We start from the raw sequence: 18,411 nt of genomic DNA, 5'->3' as shown, positions 1-18,411 counted from the left end.
ATTAAGTGGTGGGCCGTGAAGGATTCGAACCTTCGACAAACGGATTAAAAGTCCGCTGCTCTACCGACTGAGCTAACGGCCCACTTGTTCGTTGCTGACGATTGGGTCACACAACGAGTGCATATATTACGGATTTTAAATGAATAATCAATAGTTATTTTTAATTTTTCGTCTGTTTGCGCGAATAGTCGCCAATCTAAGGGGAATGCTCGCGTATTCTTGAGGCGCCCCAAGCAACAAACATAAAACAGGCCTTATATGACTAAGGCCTGTTTCGTCAAAAAATAAAATACCTTTTAAATTAGTATTCTAACACTGCACGACGGTTTTTGCTGTATGCAGCTTCGTTGTGACCAGCAACAGCTGGTTTTTCTTCACCGTAAGAAACTGTTGATACGCTTGCGCCTTTCGCTGCTAAGTAAGATTTCACAGCGTCTGCACGACGTTGACCTAAAGCAATGTTGTACTCTGGTGTACCACGTTCATCAGCGTGACCAGATACAGTGATATTTGCTTTAGACGCATTTAAGTATTGTGCATGCGCATCTAACAATTGTTGGTATTCACCTTCAACTGCATAGCTATCAAATCCGAAATAAACAGTGTTATAACGAGTTTGTAAATCTTGAACAGATAAACCGCCGTAAGTTTGAGCAGCATCTGCGTTTGCACCGGCCATGCCACTTGCATCATTGTTTGATGAGCTACATGCAGCTAATGCTAATACTGGGGCAACTAACAATAATTTTGCTAATTTCATTTAATGTTTTCTCCTTAGAGTTTTTACTTTGTTAAATAGGGTGACCAAGCAGGAAATTTCACTTGTCCGTCACTTCCTGGCAACCGTGCTTTAAAGCGTCCGTCTGCAGATACTAATTGTAGCACCTTTCCTAAGCCTTGGGTAGAGCTATAAATAATCATAATTCCATTTGGTGAAATACTTGGACTTTCATCAAGGAAGGTTGAACTTAAGGTATCAATTTTCCCTGTTACAAGGTCTTTTTTAATCACATGATCGCCTGAAATCATAACCATGGTTTTACCATCAGCACTGACTTGTCCGCTATAACTTTTGCCACCTGAACCTACTAATGATGCACCACCACCGGAGGCACTCATTGAGTAAACTTGAGGCGAACCGCCTCGGTCGGAGGTAAACAAGATACGTCCATCTGGCGTCCAGCTCGGCTCTGTATTATTGCCTGCACCGCTCGTCAATTTAGTAGGTTGTCCACCATTCGAACCCATTACATAGATGTTTAGCTGGCCGTCTTGGTTAGAGGCAAAAGCTAAACGACTACCGTCTGGTGAGAATGCAGGGGCGCCATTGTGTCCTGGGAATGACGCCACCACTTTTCTGGCACCAGAACCTAAATCCTGTACCACAAGTTGTGATTTTTTGTTTTCAAAAGAAACATACGCTAAACGTTTACCATCTGGTGACCATGCCGGTGACATCATGGGTTCCGAGCTACGGTTAACCACAAATTGATTGAAACCATCATAGTCTGCTACACGCACTTCATAAGGTTGTGAGCCACCATTTTTTTGTACCACATAAGCAATACGTGTTCTAAATGCACCTTTAATGGCGGTGATCTTTTCAAACACTTCATCACTCACCGTATGCGCGCCAAAACGAATGAATTTTGCTGTCACGGTGAAAGAATTTTGTGCTAATACCGCGCCCGCTGAACCGGATGCACCAATAGTATCCACTAACTGATACGCAATATTATAACCGCCACCTGTGTCTGTCACTTGTCCAACCACTATGGCATCCACCCCTAAAGATGCCCACGCGTCAGGTGTCACTTCAGAGGCTGAACCCGGTTGTTGTGGCATTTGGCTCACGGCAACGGGGTTAAATTTTCCACTATTACGTAAATCATCAGAAATAATTTTGGCAATATCTTCTGGCACCGAACCATTGGTTTTGAATGGCACCACCGCAATCGGTCTGGCACCCTCAACACCCTCGTCAATCACAATACGCACTTCGTCATCAGCTTGTGCTGTGCTTAATGCGAAAAAGAATACGGCAAATACACTCAATAATTGAGCCATTAATTTGCGAGCTACTAATTTCATCATCCCACCTTATGGTTAATGTTGGTTAATGTTACTTTCCTAAAAATCGTTATTTTAAGTCAAAATCAATCGTTGGATTTTTATATTTATTATAAACTTCGTCACTCGGTGCAGCAGGCACTTTCTTTGTTCTTGCCACGGCACTTAATGCGGCAGCACAGATATCATCAGGCCCCGAGACACGTTGATAACCTAATATGGTCCCATCACGTGCTAACTGAATTTTAATACTACATACTTTTCCTGCAAAGCTAGGATCTTTAATAAAGCGACGCTTGATTTCTTTTTTAATCACACCCGCATATTGATCACCGACTTTGCCACCGTCACCTGCGCCGAGTGCTGCTCCGGAACCTTGGCTACCACCTTTGTTAGCATTCCCCCCTTTTGAGGCGCTGCCACCACCGATATCACCACCGTTCAAGAAGTCATCTAAAGCAGCTTGTTTGGCTTTAGCATCCGCTTTCGCCTTAGCGTCGGCTTTTGCTTTGGCCTCTTTCTCGGCTTTTGCTTTGGCTTCTTTTTCCGCTTTAGCTTTTGCTTCTTTTTCTGCTTTCGCCTTGGCTTCTTTCTCGGCTTTTTCTTTCTCCGCTTTTTCAGCTTTTTCTTTAGCCGCTTTCTCAGCCTTTTCTTTGGCTACTTTTTCTTGGTTTGCTTTTGCTTTGGCCTCTTCTTCTGCTTGCTTAGCGGCCGCTGCTAAACGTTTTGCCTCAGCATCTGCTTTTAATTTAGCGGCTTCCGCTTCTTTTTTCGCTTTTGCCTCGGCTTCTTGTTTGGCTTTTTCTAACGCCTCTTGTTTAGCCTTTTGCTGTTCTAGTTGTTTTTGGCGTTGTTGTTCTTTTTGTTGCTCAAGTTTCTCTTGCTCAATTTTCTTCTCGTCAACCACTGGCTTCGGTTCTGGTGCTGGCGTTTCAATCACTTCTTCAGGTTCTTTCTTGGCTTTTTCTGCCTGACCTTTTTTCTGCTGCTGAATACGCCCCCATTCCTGTGCGGCTGCCCCCGTATCGACCATGACCGCACCGATCATATCGCCATCACCTTCGCCCCCGCCCATCACTTCAAGCGGATGATAAACCAGTGAACTCAAAATTAACAAACCGAACAAAATGCTATGCAATATCACTGAAATCAGTAACGCATTGGTTTCTTTCTTTTGTCGATTATTTCTCACAATCTATCCTACTGCTTAAATGGGATCGGTCATTAAACCCACTGATTTAATGCCTGCTAAATGAAGTAAATTCAATGCTTTAATCACTTCTTCATAAGGCACATCATTGGCCCCGCCGATTAAAAACATGGTATTAGGATCTTTCTCAAATTCCTGCTTGGTCATTTGCGTCACCATTTCTTCAGTCAGTCCCTCGGAACGTTCTCCCGCAATGGAAATCGCATATTGCCCCACACCTGCGACTTCTAAAATCACAGGGACTTTATCTTCATTGGATACCGACTGCGTTTCAACGGCATCCGGTAAATCCACTTGCACACTTTGGCTGATAATCGGTGCAGTAGCCATAAAAATTAACACTAAAACTAATAATACGTCCAAAAATGGCACAATATTAATTTCAGATTTAATCGCTTTTTCTCTACGACGGCGGTAAGCCATATAAACCTCTAAAACGTCATTCAAATCAACCGCACTTTACCTGTTAATCTCAAAAAGTGCGGTGTAAAATCTCTTTATTTTGCTTAGTTTTTAGCAAATACTTGGCGTTGCAAAATCGTGGTAAATTCATCAATAAAGTTACCATAATTTTGCTCCAATTTATTGACACGTAAACTTAAACGGTTATAAGCCATCACCGCAGGAATCGCAGCAAATAAACCAATGGCCGTCGCAATCAAGGCCTCAGCAATCCCCGGTGCCACCATTTGTAAGGTCGCTTGTTTGGCGCCACTTAACGCCATAAAAGCGTGCATAATTCCCCACACGGTACCAAATAATCCGATATAAGGACTAACCGATGCCACGGTGGCTAAAAAAGGTACTCGAGTTTCGAGATCTTCAATTTCACGGTTCATGGCTAAATTCATGGCTCGAGTGCTACCCATCATAATGGCTTCTGGTGCATCCGGATTTACTTGTTTTAAACGCACAAATTCTTTAAAGCCGGCATAGAAAATTTGCTCACTGCCCGTCATGGACATATCACGACGATTTTCTAAACCATCATAAAGTTTAGTTAAGTCTTCACCAGACCAAAAACGATCTTCAAAGGCCGTGGAATCTTTTAATGCTTTGGTTAGCACACGGCTACGTTGAATAATAATTGCCCACGAGACAATCGAGAACATAATTAAAATAAAAATTACAATTTGAACGACGATACTCGCCTTTAGAAATAAATCTAAAAAGTTCAATTCAGCAGTCATTGCATAGCTCCGAAAATTATTGACTAAATGCGGCTTTGACTTCCTTTGGAAGTGCCACAGGTTTCATTTTGCCTAGATCAACACAGGCTACTTTCACAGTAGCCACGCTTAATACTTGATTTTCTCGTTTCAGGCATTGCGAGAAAAAAATCGTCGCCCCTTTCATTTCTTCTACTTTGGTTTCCACCATCAACAAATCATCTAATTTTGCTGGAAATTGGTAATCAATCGACATGGATTTGACCACAAAGGCAATGCCTTGTTCCGCTAATAAATGTTGCTGTGAAAAATGCAAAGAGCGTAAAAATTCTGTTCTTGCTCGCTCGTAAAAATGCAGATAACGGGCGTGATAAACAACACCGCCCGCATCAGTATCTTCATAATATACCCGAACGGGAAATTGAAAAATGTGCATATTAACAGAATATCCTTGTTCGGTTTATTTTCAGTACAAAAAACTGGCGTATTTTAGAGCTTTCAATAATGATAAGCAAGCAATTAATAAGTGCGGTGAAAAAATTTATGTTTTTTCACCGCACTTTATTGAACCCAATAAATTATTCGCCTTTATTCTTCTGAATTTTCAGAAAAACGCTCAATTTTTGCGCCTAATCCACGTAGTTTTTGCTCAATATGTTCGTAACCCCGATCGATATGATAAATCCGATCCACAATGGTTTCACCCGAGGCAATACAACCCGCCAACACTAAACTGATGGACGCCCGTAAATCGGTTGCCATCACTTGCGCACCAGAAAGATGTTCGACCCCATGAATTAAGGCGGTATTTCCCTCAATTTCGCCTTTTGCCCCCATGCGGATTAATTCTGGCACGTGCATAAAACGGTTTTCAAAAATGGTTTCAGTAATTTTACTGGTCCCCTCGGCAACTGCATTTAATAAGGTAAATTGCGCTTGCATATCGGTTGGGAAACCGGGGTGTGGCATAGTGCGGATATTCACCGCTTTTGGACGCTGCCCCAAACTATCTAAAGTAATGGTATCTTCTGTGACATCCACTTGCATGCCCGATTCACGTAATTTTTCAATCACCGCTTCAAGGGTATCGGCTTTCGTACCCACACATTGAATACGGCCTCCCGACACGGCAGCAGCGATCAAAAATGTCCCCGTTTCAATACGATCTGGCACAATGCTGTGTTCACAACCGGTTAAACGCTCAACGCCCTCAATGGTGATCGTATCGGAACCTAAACCTGTAATTTTGGCCCCCATCTTATTGAGAAAACCCCCCGTATCCACCACTTCGGGTTCACGTGCCGCATTTTCAATTACCGTGGTACCTGTGGCTAAGGTTGCCGCCATCATGACCGACAAGGTCGCTCCCACGCTGACTTTATCCATGTAAACTTTGGCACCGAATAAACGACCACGCACACTGGCTTTAACATAGCCCTCGTCAAGTTCAATACTCGCCCCCATTTTTTCTAACCCTGCAATGTGCATGTCCACCGGTCTAGCGCCAATAGTACAACCACCAGGGAGAGAAACTTGTCCCTCATGAAAACGCGTCAATAACGGTGCTAATGCCCAAATCGAGGCGCGCATGGTTTTCACCAATTCATAAGGTGCCACATAATGATTAATCTGGCTTGCGTCAATGAATACCGCTTTATCGGTATCACGCTCAACACGCACGCCCAATTTACGTAGGATTTTAAAGGTGGTATCTACGTCTTTTAATTCAGGCACATTGGTTAACTTAACAGGTTGTTCTGCTAAAATGGACGCAAATAAGATCGGTAAAGCGGCATTTTTTGCGCCAGAAATCTGTACGGTTCCGCTTAAACGAGATTGACCATAAACACGAAATTTTTGCATACCTTTTTCCTTAATTCATTGAGTTTAAGAGGCGATCACGTTTCCATTTTTCCACGGTGTACGTTTTAATGGTTAACGCATGAATTTCACCAGTGGTGAAATAGTCCATTAATGGCGCATAAATGGTTTGTTGTTGCTTAACACGAGATAAAGCGGCAATGTCATTATCCACCACAATCACGCCAAAATGGGCATTTTCGCCTTGTGCATAGACTTCGGAAAGATTGAGTTTTTCTTTCAAAATCTCTTCAATTTTTTTCGGTTCCATAGTATTCCAATTAGGTTAATTATGAGTAATCAATGGGTTAAGCCAATCATTTAAATTAAATAAATCCGCCAATGTCAATAATTGTTGTGGCACATTGATTAACGTCATTTTATTCTCTGATGACATCACTTTTTTGCAATGCGCAATCAAATCACATAATAAAGCAAATCCCGCGCTGTCAATACGACAAATTTGTGCGAGATCCCATTGAATATTGTTGTCAGCCAGTTGCTTTTCTGATAAAAAAGCGAAACGTTGTTGCCATAATGGCAACAACGTATCACGAGATAACTCTCCAACAAGTTGGAGCTTTATTCTATCATTATTTTTTTCAGCCGACCATTGTAGTTTTTCCGCTTGTTTCATTCATTTTTCTCAAAGAAATAATATTGTTATTTTTGCTTAGTGTTATTGTAAAGAACTAAGTAGGCTTTAGGGTTAACATTTTGTTCTGAAATTCTTGATAACTTCGCTATAAAAGCATCAAACCCTTGAGTTCTTAACACCACACTGTTATCAGGACTAAGCAAAGCCAAAAGTTTTGCACCATCCAACCCTAAATCATAGATAAACCATTGATTTGTTTTAGGGTTTTTACGCCAATAAAAATAAAAGTTTTTTGCTTTTTCATGGGTTAAATGTACGCCGACACTTTCAAACCTATCACCACTTAATTTGCGTGTCTGCACTTGAAGATCGGCACTATCTACATATACGGCAACTAAGTGTGCGTACATTGCTTCGACATATTTATCAAATGCCGAAAAAGCCTTCTCTTTTTGTTCATCTGTCAAGGTTCTAAAATCAGAACCGAGCGTTGCAATCAGGATAACTCTAGTATTTGCATAAGGCATTAAATCCTTACGGACAATGGACTTCAAGATATTCGGATTAGATTGAATTTCAGCTTTGTGCGCTTGAATATCTTTAAATAAATTATGCGCGATTTTTTCCGTAAGTACATTCGGATCTTCTGCTGCCATTGCGCTTTGCATGGACTGAATAGCAAAAAAAACGGAGAACAATAAAAAAATCTTTGATAACCATCCTTTCATATCTAATCCTTATCATCTTGATTAATGCTTAAATAGGTAAGAAAACGCTATATTATTTTTTAATGGTGACAGGCACTGCCGCCGCTTCAGACACTTTCGCTGTCAAAGCATCAATACCTTCTTTACGCAAAATCGGTTTCCACTCTTCTTTTTTGGTTTCTACCATACTCACGCCTTCAGCCACCATATCGTACACTTGCCATTGACCAGATTTACTGTTTTTACGCCATAGAAAAGTTAAATTGACTGGTTGATTTTGAATTAACTTCACATTTACGATCGCTTGGCTGTCACCATTTAATTGTTCCGGTTGTACTTGGATTTCTTGGCCGTTATATAAGGTCAAGGCTTGCGCATAAGCCTGTTCAATAAATTGATCAAATGCTGCAAAAAATTTTTCACGCTGTTCTGGTGTGGTCGATTTAAAATACTGACCTAATACCAAAGATCCTGCATAGTTCACATGCACATAAGACATTAAATCTTTACGAACAATAGATTTTAATACATTCGGATTGGCTTTAATTTCTGCATTTTTTGCTTTTAAATCCGCAAATAAGGTATTGGCGGCTTTTTGGGTTAATTCATAAGGTCCGTCTGCGGCCATCACTTGCTGTACAGCAAAAAGTGCGGTTGCAATCACAACCATTTTTGAGAACCATTGTTTAACTTGAATTTTCATAAAAACTCCTAGTGGACTTACTTTCCTAAACTTATTTATTGAACCGTTGGCGTTTCCGTCGTCGATTCTGCTTTTTTATCGCCATATAAGAATTGGCCGATAAGATCTTCTAATACCATGGCAGATTTGGTATCCACCACTTTACTGCCCTCTTTTAACATTGGGGTTTCGCCGTCATCAAATCCGACACTTAAGGAAATATATTGTTCACCCAATAAACCCGAGGTTTTAATCGAAAGTGAGCTGTTATCTGGAATCTGGTTATACTCTTCATTTACCGCAATCGTCACTTGCGGTAAATAAGTTTGTTCATCAAGCGAAATATTTGTTACACGCCCGATTACCACACCACCAACCTTTAACGGCGCTCGCACTTTAAGACCGCCAATATTATCAAAAGTTGCAGAAATGTTATAAGACTTCTGTTCACCAAAACCTTGCACATTCGCTACTTTTAAGCCCATAAAAACCAATGCTAAGATACCGAGTAATAAAAATAAACCTACCCAGAATTCATATTTAATTGTTTGTCGCATAATTGTATACCTAATAAAAAATCAATTTAACCTTAACCGCCGAACATCATGGCCGTTAAGACAAAGTCTAACCCTAATACCAGTAATGACGCATTCACTACCGTTTTCGTTGTGGATTGGCTAATACCTTCCGAAGTCGGGACGCAATCATAACCATTGAATAACGCTATCCACACCACGGCAAAAGCAAAAACAAGGCTTTTAATAAAGCCATAAATCAAGTCTTGCGTTGTCACTGCATTTTGCATGACTGACCAGAAACTTCCACCATCAATGCCTTTCCAATCTACCCCTACAAGGGAACCCCCGATCACACCAACTGCGGTGAATAATACGGCTAAAATTGGCATGGAAATAATACCGCCCCAAAAACGTGGTGCAATCACACGACGGAGGGGATCCACGGCCATCATTTCAAGGCTAGAAAGCTGTTCCGTGGCTTTCATTAAACCAATTTCGGCGGTTAAAGCAGAACCCGCTCGCCCTGCAAATAACAAGGCGGTCACCACTGGACCCAATTCACGCAATAAGGATAACGCCACTAACTGCCCCACATTGGCCTCGGCGGCAAAGTCCACCAACACCACATAGCCTTGCAAGCCCAATACCATGCCGATAAAAAAGCCCGAGAGCAAAATAATCAGCAAAGACTGCACGCCTAGAACATGTAACTGTTTGATTAATAATGGTGCATGTTTACGAAATTGTGGTTTACCAACCAACGCTCCCCACAACATAAACCCCGACCGTCCTAAGGCACGCACGGAATGTATCACCGTGGCACCCAGTGCGGAGATCAATTTCACGATCATTTAAATAAATCCTCCACCCTGTCATTGGCAGGAAAATGGAAATGTACCGGCCCATCTTCTTGCCCTTGGATAAATTGCACCACTTGTGGATCGGTACTTTTTAATAAAATATCCGGCGTGCCTTCCGCTATCACTCGCTTATCCGCAATAATATAAGCGTAATCTGCGATACTTAACACTTCTTGTACATCATGAGAAACCACGATAGAGGTCAAATTCAAGGCCTCATTCAACCGTTTGATTAAGCTAATAATCACGCCCATGCTAATCGGATCTTGTCCAGTAAAGGGTTCATCATACATAATCAAATCCGGATCCAAAGCAATGGTACGAGCCAATGCCGCACGACGTGCCATGCCACCTGAAAGTTCTGATGGCATTAGCTCTGCCGCACCTCGTAAACCAACAGACTCTAATTTCATCAGCACAATTTTACGAATTAATTCTTCGGGTAACCGAGTATGCTCACGAATCGGATAGGCCACGTTATCAAAGGTTGACATGTCCGTAAACAACGCCCCCGATTGAAACAGCATGCCCATTCGCTGACGTGCTTTATAGAGTTGACTATTCGACATTTTACAAATATCGTCACCGTCAAATAAAATCTCGCCTTGCTCAGGATTCAACTGTCCACCGATTAACTTTAATAAGGTGGTTTTACCAATTCCCGACGGCCCCATAATGGCTGTAATTTTGCCTTCGGCAAAGCGCAAATTGAGATTGTCGTAAATAGTACGCTCACCCCGTTTAAACGTGAGATGTTTCACTTCAATTAGTGCTTTCTCCGTCATTTCATTTTCCATTCCATTTTTTCATTCTGTTATCTTATTCAAATTTGTTCGTGTTTGGACTATTAACTTTTCAATTAGTTCAGTAGACAGCTATTTTGCCTCATTTGGTTTAACCATCACTTGTGTGATTTCACTGAAAATGGTGCCATCTGAAACAATGGTTTGCATAGGTTGGCCGACACTGACCTGTTGCACAGACGTAATCGCTTTCCCTTGTGCATTTTCCGCAATGGCATAGCCTCGAGCTAACACTTTCAACGGACTCAAACTGTCCATTTTGCCACAGCAATGGGCTAAACGCTGCTGTTTCTGGCGTAAATTATGTTTTAACGCCAAATTTAACCGCACATTTAATTGCTGAATATGCTGTTGTTGCTTTTGCAAGCGATAAGGCACGGGATTATTATCCAAACGTCGGCAAAGTGCGGTGAAATTATCCCGTTTTTTGCCCAAACAATGTTGCATCGCTCGGGCTAATCGTTGGGTTAATTGTGCCGTTTGCTGTTGTTGCAAGGCTAATCTAGCTTGCGGATGCTGATGTTGCAAACGCATTTGCAAATGGCGCAGTTGCTGATATTTTTGTTCAAATAAGCGATCCAATGCCCGATCTAAGCGTTGCTGCTGATCGGTTAATTGCTGTAATAATTGCCCCTGATCACGACTCACCAATTCCGCAGCAGCGGAGGGTGTCGGCGCTCGCAAATCTGCCACAAAATCGGCAATCGTCACATCGGTTTCATGTCCTACGGCACTGATAATCGGCAAGCGAGAGTGAAAAATAGCTCGAGCTACGGGTTCTGTATTAAAGCACCATAAATCTTCCAATGAACCGCCGCCCCGTCCGACGATCAGCACATCCACTTCTTGGCGTTGATTGGCTAATTCAATCATTTTCACGATTTCTGCGGTGGCCTCTTTGCCTTGTACTTGGGTCGGGTAGATCACTACATGCAAACTGGGATCACGGCGTTTTAAAATCTGCAAAATATCTTGTAACGCTGCGCCAGTTGCCGAAGTCACTACGCCCACCGACTGACAAAAGTGCGGTAGCTTTTTCTTCAAATGTTGAGCAAACAAGCCCTCGGCGGCTAACTGCATTTTCAACTGTTCAAACTGTTGTTGTAATAGCCCATCACCGGCGGGTTGCATACTTTCTAAAATCAGCTGATAATCGCCACGAGGCTCATATAAACTGACGCCCGCTCGAACCAAAACTTGCATGCCATTTTGTGGTCGAAAATTAACCCGCTGCGTTTTCATTCGCCACATGGCGCAACGTACTTGCGCATGTTCATCTTTTAAGGTCAGATACCAATGCCCCGAGACGGGTTGCGTAAAATTGGAAATTTCCCCCGACAACCAAATGGCGCCAAACTGCCCCTCGAGGCTATTTCTCACCGCACTATTGAGTTGTGTCACCGAGTAAATATTCTGTTGCATACTTAAATTTCCATAAAAAATCCGATGAATATCATCGGATTTTCATTGTTTACATGTTTATTCCGCTGCGGCTTTGGTTGGCTCACTAAACACATGGCTCACTGCACAATGATGACCCGCCGAGCCTTTGCCGTGGAAATAATAACGGCTGTCTTTCCATTGCACAATCTCATAAGCCGGATTTAATTCTGCACTGGCTTGGGCTAAGGTCATCTCGGCTTTCACATGCTGTACCGCAGACACCGTACCTAGTCGTCCTGTAAACTGATAAGCACGAGCCGTCTTTTCAACAACCTCGACAGGTTTCACCGCTTGCTCCGTAACTACTGGGGCTACCGCTGTTTCAGCTTGTGCGGCTTGTTCTTCTAGGATACGTTGTTCTTCATTTAAACGTTCCAAAGATTGCTGTACTTTTTTCTCAACGGCTTCATTGGCGGGTTGCGTCACGAAACCTAAAGGTTGGCTGGCGACTTTTTCTTCCTTAGCCACTAATGGAATCACTGGCACAACGTCCTCAGTTACGGCTGACTGACCTTGCTGTTGTAACAATTCATCCACCGATAAGAAATTATTTTCTTTAACTTTTTGCACCGCACTATAATCAATGCACACTTTACCACTGGCTAATTCTGGCGAGGCCACCGCAGCAAATAACGGCATTGGTGAGGCATTTTCTTGACGGCGACGACGTTGATTGTTCACCCGTAAATGACGAGGTAAACGACGGTTATTGTTACGCTCACGACGCTCATTTTGCGGTGCAGTATTTTCCGTCACGTTTGCTACGTTTTCCGTTGCTAGCGCAGAGGTCAAGGTGCTTTCCACCACGCTTTCCGTGACTTTTTCCGCCACAGGTTGCGTTATCGGCTCGGCCAATGGCGCAATATGCGTATTTTCTACAACCGTTTCATTTGCCTCTTGACCAATTCGTACACGTTTACGCACATCACGACGTTCCCGACGTTGACGAACAGGGGCTTTTTCTTCCGTTGCCTCTGCAATGGTCACATTGGCTTGTTTTTCAACGCTATTCGCTACAAGGCTCGTGTCCTCAACTTGCGTTTTACGGACGTTACGGCGATTATTGCGTTCTGGACGAGAAGAGGTTGTTTTTTCGCTTAGCGCCTCTTCATTCGGCTTGGTCGTTGTATTACGTTCCGTACGCTCATTGCGTGGTTTACGGTTATTACGACGATCATTGCGAGGCTGACGTTGGCGAGTGTTTACCGGTTTTTCTTCTGGTGTCGGTTCACTGCTAAATAACCCTTTGAAACCTGCCCACAAACGTGCAAAGAAAGATGGTTTAGTTTCCACTTTGGTTTCCACAATCGGCGCTGCCTCTGAAATGGTCATAGACAAGGCTGCCATTTCTGCCACATTTTCACTGGCGGAGGTGTCGGCACTGTTCGCCGTCGAACTGGTTTCCGCTAGCGTATAAATGTCTTCTTTATCTTCGTATAATTTGGCTAAATTATAACTTAATATACCTGCATCTTCGCCATCACGAGAGCGCACCACTTTAAAGTGCGGGGTTTCCATGGCTTGATTTGGTGCTACCACCACATCCACATCATGACGTTTTTCAATACTTTGAATCGCTTGACGTTTTTCGTTTAATAAATAAGAGGCGATTTCCACCGGCACAATACATTGCACTTGTTTTGAATTTTCTTTTAAGGCCTCTTCTTCGATTAAACGCAAGATAGAAAGGGATAAACTTTCATTATCACGCACTTTACCCGTGCCTTGGCAACGTGGGCAAATATGATGTGAAGATTCACCTAAAGATGGGCTTAAACGCTGACGTGACATTTCCAACAAGCCAAAACGAGAAATCCGGCTAATTTGGATTCTAGCACGATCTTGACGCACCGCATCACGAATGCGATTTTCCACTTCACGTTGGTGACGAATCGGGGTCATATCAATAAAGTCAATCACCACTAAACCGCCTAAGTCACGCAAGCGTAATTGACGAGCAATTTCATCCGCTGCCTCTAAGTTGGTATTTAAAGCGGTTTCTTCAATATCGCCGCCACGAGTTGAACGAGCGGAGTTAATATCAATGGCAATCAAGGCCTCAGTGGCATCAATTACAATGGAACCACCTGATGGCAAACGCACTTCACGTTGGAAAGCGGATTCAATTTGTGATTCAATTTGATAATGGCTGAATAACGGCACTTCACCTTGGTACAATTTAATGCGATTTAAGAAATCAGGGCGAACGAGCTTGATATGGGCTTTGGCTTTCTCAAACACTTTCGGGCTGTCCACCAAGATTTCGCCGATATCACGGCGCAAATAATCACGGATCGCACGCACGATCACATCACTTTCTTGGTGAATTAAAAACGGTGCAGGGCGACTTTTTGCCACGGTTTGAATGGCATCCCAGTGATGTAATAAGACTTTCAAGTCCCATTGTAATTCTTCAGGCGATTTGCCTACCCCAGCGGTACGCACAATTAAACCCACGCCATCTGGCACATCCAATGAACTCAAGGCATCTTTTAATTCAAGGCGTTCATCACCCTCAATGCGGCGAGAAATCCCGCCCGCTCTTGGGTTGTTTGGCATGATCACTAAATAACTACCGGCCAGTGAAACAAACGTGGTTAAGGCGGCGCCTTTATTACCTCGTTCTTCTTTGTTCACTTGCACAATGACTTCTTGCCCCTCTTTAATCACATCCTTGATGTTCGGGCGGCCGTTATAGCTATAACCGGCAGGGAAATATTCACGGGCAATTTCTTTTAACGGTAAGAAACCGTGACGGTCAGCGCCATAATCTACAAAGGCGGCCTCAAGACTCGGTTCTACACGGGTAATTTTCCCTTTGTAAATATTGGCTTTTTTTTGTTCGTGACCTGGACTTTCAATATCCAAATCAAATAAGCGTTGTCCATCGACTAACGCAACACGCAACTCTTCTTTTTGAGTCGCATTGATTAACATTCTTTTCATTGTAAAAATTTTCTCATTTTTATTTTAATAAATTCGATTAAAACACACCGCACTTTGCTCATTTGAATAAATTTCAAGCAAAAAATTTCCACAATCGACCTCGTGTTTTTCGTCCTATGTCTGTCATCTCGACTGTCAAAGACTGGGTGCATTGATTGGGTTATCCAAAATTTGTGTCTAAAAACATAGGATAAATCGGCAATTTAATCACATATTTCGTTAAAAATTAATGTCTTATGTCTAAACCGCATTGATTGCTAAATTAACAAAACTTCATTAATTTTGCCTAGGCAAAATCTGTATTATTATGGACGTAATACCGCTTTTTAGCAAGGTATTTCAGCAATTTTAATTATTTGTTAATTATGTTAAAATCCGACTAATTTTTCCTGAAAAACACAATTTTATGACAAACCAACCCAACGCTATTATTAATGCCTCCGTCAAAATGCTCAATATTTCGGCTGATGAGGCGGGGCAACGTATCGACAATTATTTATTAACCAAGCTCAAAGGCGTGCCAAAAAGCCTGATTTATCGTATTGTGCGAAAAGGCGAAGTGCGAGTAAATAAAGGGCGCATTAAACCAGAATATAAATTACAAGCGGGTGATGTGGTGCGAGTGCCGCCTGTGCGAGTGTCGGAAAAAGCCCAAGCGCCGATTTCCACCAAACTGAATAAGGTGGCGCAATTAGAAAGCCAAATTATTTTTGAGGACGATTGTTTATTGGTGATCAATAAACCCTCAGGCATTGCCGTACATGGCGGCAGTGGCTTGAGTTTCGGAGTGATTGAGGGCTTACGTGCATTGCGTCCAGAGGCCAGATTTCTGGAATTAGTCCATCGTATCGACCGAGATACGTCGGGGATTTTATTAGTGGCGAAAAAACGCTCTGCCTTACGCAATTTACATGAACAGTTACGCATTAAAACCGTGCAAAAAGACTATTTGGCCTTGGTGCGTGGACAATGGCAATCCCATGTAAAAGTGGTTCAAGCCCCGTTACTCAAAAATGAATTGGCGAGCGGTGAACGCATTGTCAAAGTGAGCGAACAAGGCAAACCGAGCGAAACCCGTTTTAGCATTGAAGAACGTTATGCCAACGCGACCTTAGTCAAAGCCTCTCCCGTCACAGGGCGAACCCATCAAATTCGGGTGCATACTTTGCATGCGGGCCACCCGATTGCCTTAGATGATAAATACGGGGATAAAAAATTTGATGAAGAAATGACCGCATTTGGGCTAAATCGCTTGTTTTTACATGCCTTTAATATTCGTTTTGAACACCCAAAAACAGGGGAAACCTTGCAATTAACCGCCCCGTTAGATAAAAATATGAAAACGATTTTACAAAAATTACGAGAACAAAGCCGATGAAAATCAATAAATTATATGGACTATGCTTAATCACGCTCTTCCCTGCATTGGCAAGTGCGGTGGAAAATCCTGTTGTTTTGCCGAGCGACATTATCGGCGAATGGACATGTCAAATTTTCTATCCCCGTTTAGGCGTGGAATCATTGGATCAATTTGATTTTCAAGCGGATGGCACATCACTAGGTATCGGGATAATAAATTTCCAAAAAACTTTTACTTATGAAAGCCACCATACAGGACATTGGGAACTGAAAGGAAATATGTTGTCAGAAACCAGTACCAACTATGTTTTTGGCAAAATTCATTCCAAAGAAACGGAACAAAAGCTCAAAAACAGTCCTGAATTAAACGAATTTGAACAAAAAATCTTTCAGACATTTACTCAAAACGCCAACGACGGAAAATCTGTGAATATTGAAATCACTGAATTGAAAGGTAATAAAATGCGGATTAACCATGTATGGGATAACCAAGAACGCCATGCGGGATTATGCGTGAAGAAAACCAAAGAGAACAGTTAAACAAAAACGCCTAGCATCCGCTAGGCGTTTTCAAGATTATAATGCTTGATTAACAAATGAGGCTAATTGTGTTTTTGGCACCGCACCCACTTGCGTAGCTAGCACTTTGCCCTCTTTGAATAAAAGCAACGTTGGAATCCCACGCACACCAAATTGTGCTGGTGTCCCTTGGTTATCATCAATGTTCATTTTCACAATTTTGACTTTATCACCATATTCTTTAGCAAGATCTTCCAAAATCGGGCCAACCATACGACAAGGACCACACCAAGGCGCCCAAAAATCTAATAATACAGGTACATCTGAATTTAACACATCTGCTTCAAATGACGCGTCTGTTACATGTAATACATCTGCCATTTTTCATTCCTTTTTTAATAGTATAAATTTGAAATCATTTCAGGGTGATACCCCAAAGCTGAAAATATCATAACACAGCTATAAAATTATCACCCTTTATTTAATCAATCATTTCAATTTGTGAAACCTTACTTACAACAAGCCACCAATGCTTGACGCAGATCTTGTTTAATATCTTCGACATCTTCTAGCCCCACGGAGAAACGCAATAAGCGATTACACACGCCACGAGCAATTCGCTCCGCCTCGGGAATATCCATATGGGTTTGGGTGGCGGGATAAGTAATAAAACTTTCGGTTCCGCCAAGACTTTCCGCAAAGGTAATCAATTTCATGGCTTTTAAGAAAGGATTAACCCAATTTTCATCTTGCAAACGGAACGACAACATCCCGCCTTTGTTAGAATACAATACATCCGTAATTTGCGGTTGTTGACGTAAAAATTCGGCAATTTCCCGTGCATTTTGCTGATGACGTTGCATACGTAATGACAGCGTTTTCAAGCCACGAATGGTTAACCAAGAATCAAACGGCGACAACACAGCGCCTGCCCCATTTTGAATATAGAACAAACGATCACATAATTCCTGACCTTTTGCCACAATCAAACCCGCTAACACATCATTATGACCCGCAATATATTTGGTACCACTGTAAATTGTCACGTCCGCCCCATCTTCCATTGGACGATAAAGCATTGGGGTTAAAAAGGTATTATCCACAATTAATAACAAATTATGTTTTTTAGCGACTTTTGCAATCGCTGCCACGTCGCATTCTTCCATTAATGGATTGGAGGGGGTTTCCACAAAAATCGCTTTAGTATGAGGGGTAATGGCTGCCTCAATGGCACTGACTTCCGCCGTATTCACATACACGGGTTTCACGCCATGGTTATTTTTATAACAAAAATCCAATAACCGATAGGTACCGCCGTACACATCACTGGACACCAGCCATTCATCCGGCGCCTTAAATAAACTCATTAACACCTGAATCGCTGCCATGCCCGAGGCAAAGGCAAACCCCGCATCACCGCCGTCTAATTTCGCCATGGTTTCTTCTAATACCACTCGGGTCGGGTTTTTGGTGCGAGTATAATCAAACCCCGTACTTTCACCAATACCGTGATGTCCATAAGCCGTCGAAAGAAAAATCGGTGTGGACACCGCACCGGTACGAGGATCCGTACGATTTCCCGCCTGAGCCAAAATCGTATCTAACGCATAGTCTGTTGTCATGTATTCACCTAAAATATGTTGTAAAAATCATGGCAAACATTCTGA

20 protein-coding genes and 1 tRNA gene are annotated in these 18,411 nt (G+C 42.4%); 2 read left to right on the top strand and 19 right to left on the bottom strand.

The window, feature by feature from the left end; genetic code table 11:
* Positions 1 to 6: 6 nt before the first annotated feature.
* The 17 genes from ACTG7X_RS10670 to rne all read right to left on the bottom strand — a co-directional run bounded on the left by ACTG7X_RS10670 (position 7) and on the right by rne (position 14,866).
* Positions 7 to 82, bottom strand: a tRNA-Lys gene (locus ACTG7X_RS10670).
* Between the two features lie 219 nt (positions 83 to 301).
* Positions 302 to 760, bottom strand: a complete 459-nt coding sequence (pal, locus tag ACTG7X_RS10665; protein WP_439258429.1) for a peptidoglycan-associated lipoprotein Pal — start codon at positions 758 to 760, stop codon at positions 302 to 304.
* A 23-nt stretch (positions 761 to 783) separates the two neighbouring features.
* Entirely contained in the window at positions 784 to 2,067 is a 1,284-nt protein-coding gene (gene tolB, locus ACTG7X_RS10660; protein ID WP_439258434.1) for a Tol-Pal system beta propeller repeat protein TolB, read from the bottom strand.
* A gap of 73 nt (positions 2,068 to 2,140) precedes the next feature.
* Positions 2,141 to 3,262: a cell envelope integrity protein TolA gene (tolA, locus tag ACTG7X_RS10655; protein WP_439258428.1), complete on the bottom strand. Its 1,122-nt coding sequence runs from the start codon at positions 3,260 to 3,262 to the stop codon at positions 2,141 to 2,143.
* Between the two features lie 15 nt (positions 3,263 to 3,277).
* Positions 3,278 to 3,703, bottom strand: a complete 426-nt coding sequence (tolR, locus tag ACTG7X_RS10650) for a colicin uptake protein TolR (protein WP_439243402.1) — start codon at positions 3,701 to 3,703, stop codon at positions 3,278 to 3,280.
* An 83-nt stretch (positions 3,704 to 3,786) separates the two neighbouring features.
* The gene (gene tolQ / locus ACTG7X_RS10645; RefSeq protein WP_439258427.1) at positions 3,787 to 4,470 is read right to left on the bottom strand and encodes a protein TolQ; all 684 of its coding nucleotides are present in this window, start codon (positions 4,468 to 4,470) and stop codon (positions 3,787 to 3,789) included.
* A gap of 16 nt (positions 4,471 to 4,486) precedes the next feature.
* The gene (gene ybgC / locus ACTG7X_RS10640) at positions 4,487 to 4,885 is read right to left on the bottom strand and encodes a tol-pal system-associated acyl-CoA thioesterase (protein WP_439258426.1); all 399 of its coding nucleotides are present in this window, start codon (positions 4,883 to 4,885) and stop codon (positions 4,487 to 4,489) included.
* Positions 4,886 to 5,037: 152 nt separating this feature from the next.
* Positions 5,038 to 6,312: a UDP-N-acetylglucosamine 1-carboxyvinyltransferase gene (gene murA, locus ACTG7X_RS10635; RefSeq protein ID WP_439258425.1), complete on the bottom strand. Its 1,275-nt coding sequence runs from the start codon at positions 6,310 to 6,312 to the stop codon at positions 5,038 to 5,040.
* 10 nt (positions 6,313 to 6,322) lie between these two features.
* Positions 6,323 to 6,580 (bottom strand): BolA family protein, encoded by a 258-nt coding sequence (locus ACTG7X_RS10630; protein ID WP_439243412.1) that lies wholly within the window; start codon positions 6,578 to 6,580, stop codon positions 6,323 to 6,325.
* 15 nt (positions 6,581 to 6,595) lie between these two features.
* Positions 6,596 to 6,946 (bottom strand): STAS domain-containing protein, encoded by a 351-nt coding sequence (locus ACTG7X_RS10625; protein WP_439258424.1) that lies wholly within the window; start codon positions 6,944 to 6,946, stop codon positions 6,596 to 6,598.
* A gap of 26 nt (positions 6,947 to 6,972) precedes the next feature.
* On the bottom strand, positions 6,973 to 7,635 hold the full coding sequence (locus ACTG7X_RS10620) for an MlaC/ttg2D family ABC transporter substrate-binding protein (protein WP_439258423.1): 663 nt from the start codon (positions 7,633 to 7,635) through the stop codon (positions 6,973 to 6,975).
* A 52-nt stretch (positions 7,636 to 7,687) separates the two neighbouring features.
* Positions 7,688 to 8,317 (bottom strand): phospholipid-binding protein MlaC, encoded by a 630-nt coding sequence (gene mlaC, locus ACTG7X_RS10615; protein ID WP_439258422.1) that lies wholly within the window; start codon positions 8,315 to 8,317, stop codon positions 7,688 to 7,690.
* A gap of 35 nt (positions 8,318 to 8,352) precedes the next feature.
* The gene (gene mlaD, locus ACTG7X_RS10610) at positions 8,353 to 8,853 is read right to left on the bottom strand and encodes an outer membrane lipid asymmetry maintenance protein MlaD (protein WP_439258421.1); all 501 of its coding nucleotides are present in this window, start codon (positions 8,851 to 8,853) and stop codon (positions 8,353 to 8,355) included.
* Between the two features lie 32 nt (positions 8,854 to 8,885).
* The gene (gene mlaE / locus ACTG7X_RS10605) at positions 8,886 to 9,665 is read right to left on the bottom strand and encodes a lipid asymmetry maintenance ABC transporter permease subunit MlaE (RefSeq protein ID WP_439258420.1); all 780 of its coding nucleotides are present in this window, start codon (positions 9,663 to 9,665) and stop codon (positions 8,886 to 8,888) included.
* Positions 9,662 to 10,459: an ATP-binding cassette domain-containing protein gene (locus ACTG7X_RS10600; protein ID WP_439258419.1), complete on the bottom strand. Its 798-nt coding sequence runs from the start codon at positions 10,457 to 10,459 to the stop codon at positions 9,662 to 9,664. Before ACTG7X_RS10600 ends, mlaE begins: the two co-directional genes overlap by 4 nt.
* A 90-nt stretch (positions 10,460 to 10,549) precedes the next feature.
* On the bottom strand, positions 10,550 to 11,899 hold the full coding sequence (gene xseA / locus ACTG7X_RS10595; protein ID WP_439258418.1) for an exodeoxyribonuclease VII large subunit: 1,350 nt from the start codon (positions 11,897 to 11,899) through the stop codon (positions 10,550 to 10,552).
* 57 nt (positions 11,900 to 11,956) lie between these two features.
* Complete coding sequence (gene rne / locus ACTG7X_RS10590) at positions 11,957 to 14,866, bottom strand: ribonuclease E (RefSeq protein WP_439258417.1); 2,910 nt, start codon at positions 14,864 to 14,866, stop codon at positions 11,957 to 11,959.
* A gap of 406 nt (positions 14,867 to 15,272) precedes the next feature.
* Here rne and rluC point away from each other — a divergent pair, with 406 nt between their 5' ends.
* Positions 15,273 to 16,244, top strand: a complete 972-nt coding sequence (rluC, locus tag ACTG7X_RS10585) for a 23S rRNA pseudouridine(955/2504/2580) synthase RluC (RefSeq protein ID WP_439258416.1) — start codon at positions 15,273 to 15,275, stop codon at positions 16,242 to 16,244.
* Positions 16,241 to 16,765: a hypothetical protein gene (locus tag ACTG7X_RS10580; RefSeq protein ID WP_439258415.1), complete on the top strand. Its 525-nt coding sequence runs from the start codon at positions 16,241 to 16,243 to the stop codon at positions 16,763 to 16,765. The genes rluC and ACTG7X_RS10580 overlap by 4 nt, the downstream gene beginning before the upstream one ends.
* Positions 16,766 to 16,801: 36 nt before the next feature.
* Here ACTG7X_RS10580 and trxA read toward each other — a convergent pair whose 3' ends face one another.
* Entirely contained in the window at positions 16,802 to 17,125 is a 324-nt protein-coding gene (gene trxA / locus ACTG7X_RS10575) for a thioredoxin (RefSeq protein WP_439243442.1), read from the bottom strand.
* A gap of 128 nt (positions 17,126 to 17,253) precedes the next feature.
* Positions 17,254 to 18,366 carry a methionine biosynthesis PLP-dependent protein gene (locus ACTG7X_RS10570; protein ID WP_439258414.1) on the bottom strand — a complete coding sequence of 371 codons (1,113 nt, stop codon included), beginning with the start codon at positions 18,364 to 18,366 and terminating at the stop codon, positions 17,254 to 17,256.
* Positions 18,367 to 18,411: the final 45 nt, after the last annotated feature.

This window comes from Lonepinella sp. BR2271 (assembly GCF_051851515.1).
Lineage (GTDB): Bacteria > Pseudomonadota > Gammaproteobacteria > Enterobacterales > Pasteurellaceae > Lonepinella.
This window is presented reverse-complemented; position numbering and strand designations above follow the sequence as displayed.

What these genes read in the sequence shown, in the direction of transcription:
- pal (WP_439258429.1), bottom strand. Translation starts at nt 760, where the DNA reads ATGAAATTAGCAAAATTATTGTTAGTTGCCCCAGTATTAGCATTAGCT.
- tolB (WP_439258434.1), bottom strand. Translation starts at nt 2,067, where the DNA reads ATGGCTCAATTATTGAGTGTATTTGCCGTATTCTTTTTCGCATTAAGC.
- tolR (WP_439243402.1), bottom strand. Translation starts at nt 3,703, where the DNA reads ATGGCTTACCGCCGTCGTAGAGAAAAAGCGATTAAATCTGAAATTAAT.
- tolQ (WP_439258427.1), bottom strand. Translation starts at nt 4,470, where the DNA reads ATGACTGCTGAATTGAACTTTTTAGATTTATTTCTAAAGGCGAGTATC.
- ybgC (WP_439258426.1), bottom strand. Translation starts at nt 4,885, where the DNA reads ATGCACATTTTTCAATTTCCCGTTCGGGTATATTATGAAGATACTGAT.
- murA (WP_439258425.1), bottom strand. Translation starts at nt 6,312, where the DNA reads ATGCAAAAATTTCGTGTTTATGGTCAATCTCGTTTAAGCGGAACCGTA.
- ACTG7X_RS10630 (WP_439243412.1), bottom strand. Translation starts at nt 6,580, where the DNA reads ATGGAACCGAAAAAAATTGAAGAGATTTTGAAAGAAAAACTCAATCTT.
- ACTG7X_RS10625 (WP_439258424.1), bottom strand. Translation starts at nt 6,946, where the DNA reads ATGAAACAAGCGGAAAAACTACAATGGTCGGCTGAAAAAAATAATGAT.
- ACTG7X_RS10620 (WP_439258423.1), bottom strand. Translation starts at nt 7,635, where the DNA reads ATGAAAGGATGGTTATCAAAGATTTTTTTATTGTTCTCCGTTTTTTTT.
- mlaC (WP_439258422.1), bottom strand. Translation starts at nt 8,317, where the DNA reads ATGAAAATTCAAGTTAAACAATGGTTCTCAAAAATGGTTGTGATTGCA.
- mlaD (WP_439258421.1), bottom strand. Translation starts at nt 8,853, where the DNA reads ATGCGACAAACAATTAAATATGAATTCTGGGTAGGTTTATTTTTATTA.
- mlaE (WP_439258420.1), bottom strand. Translation starts at nt 9,665, where the DNA reads ATGATCGTGAAATTGATCTCCGCACTGGGTGCCACGGTGATACATTCC.
- ACTG7X_RS10600 (WP_439258419.1), bottom strand. Translation starts at nt 10,459, where the DNA reads ATGACGGAGAAAGCACTAATTGAAGTGAAACATCTCACGTTTAAACGG.
- xseA (WP_439258418.1), bottom strand. Translation starts at nt 11,899, where the DNA reads ATGCAACAGAATATTTACTCGGTGACACAACTCAATAGTGCGGTGAGA.
- rne (WP_439258417.1), bottom strand. Translation starts at nt 14,866, where the DNA reads ATGAAAAGAATGTTAATCAATGCGACTCAAAAAGAAGAGTTGCGTGTT.
- rluC (WP_439258416.1), top strand. Translation starts at nt 15,273, where the DNA reads ATGACAAACCAACCCAACGCTATTATTAATGCCTCCGTCAAAATGCTC.
- ACTG7X_RS10580 (WP_439258415.1), top strand. Translation starts at nt 16,241, where the DNA reads ATGAAAATCAATAAATTATATGGACTATGCTTAATCACGCTCTTCCCT.
- trxA (WP_439243442.1), bottom strand. Translation starts at nt 17,125, where the DNA reads ATGGCAGATGTATTACATGTAACAGACGCGTCATTTGAAGCAGATGTG.
- ACTG7X_RS10570 (WP_439258414.1), bottom strand. Translation starts at nt 18,366, where the DNA reads ATGACAACAGACTATGCGTTAGATACGATTTTGGCTCAGGCGGGAAAT.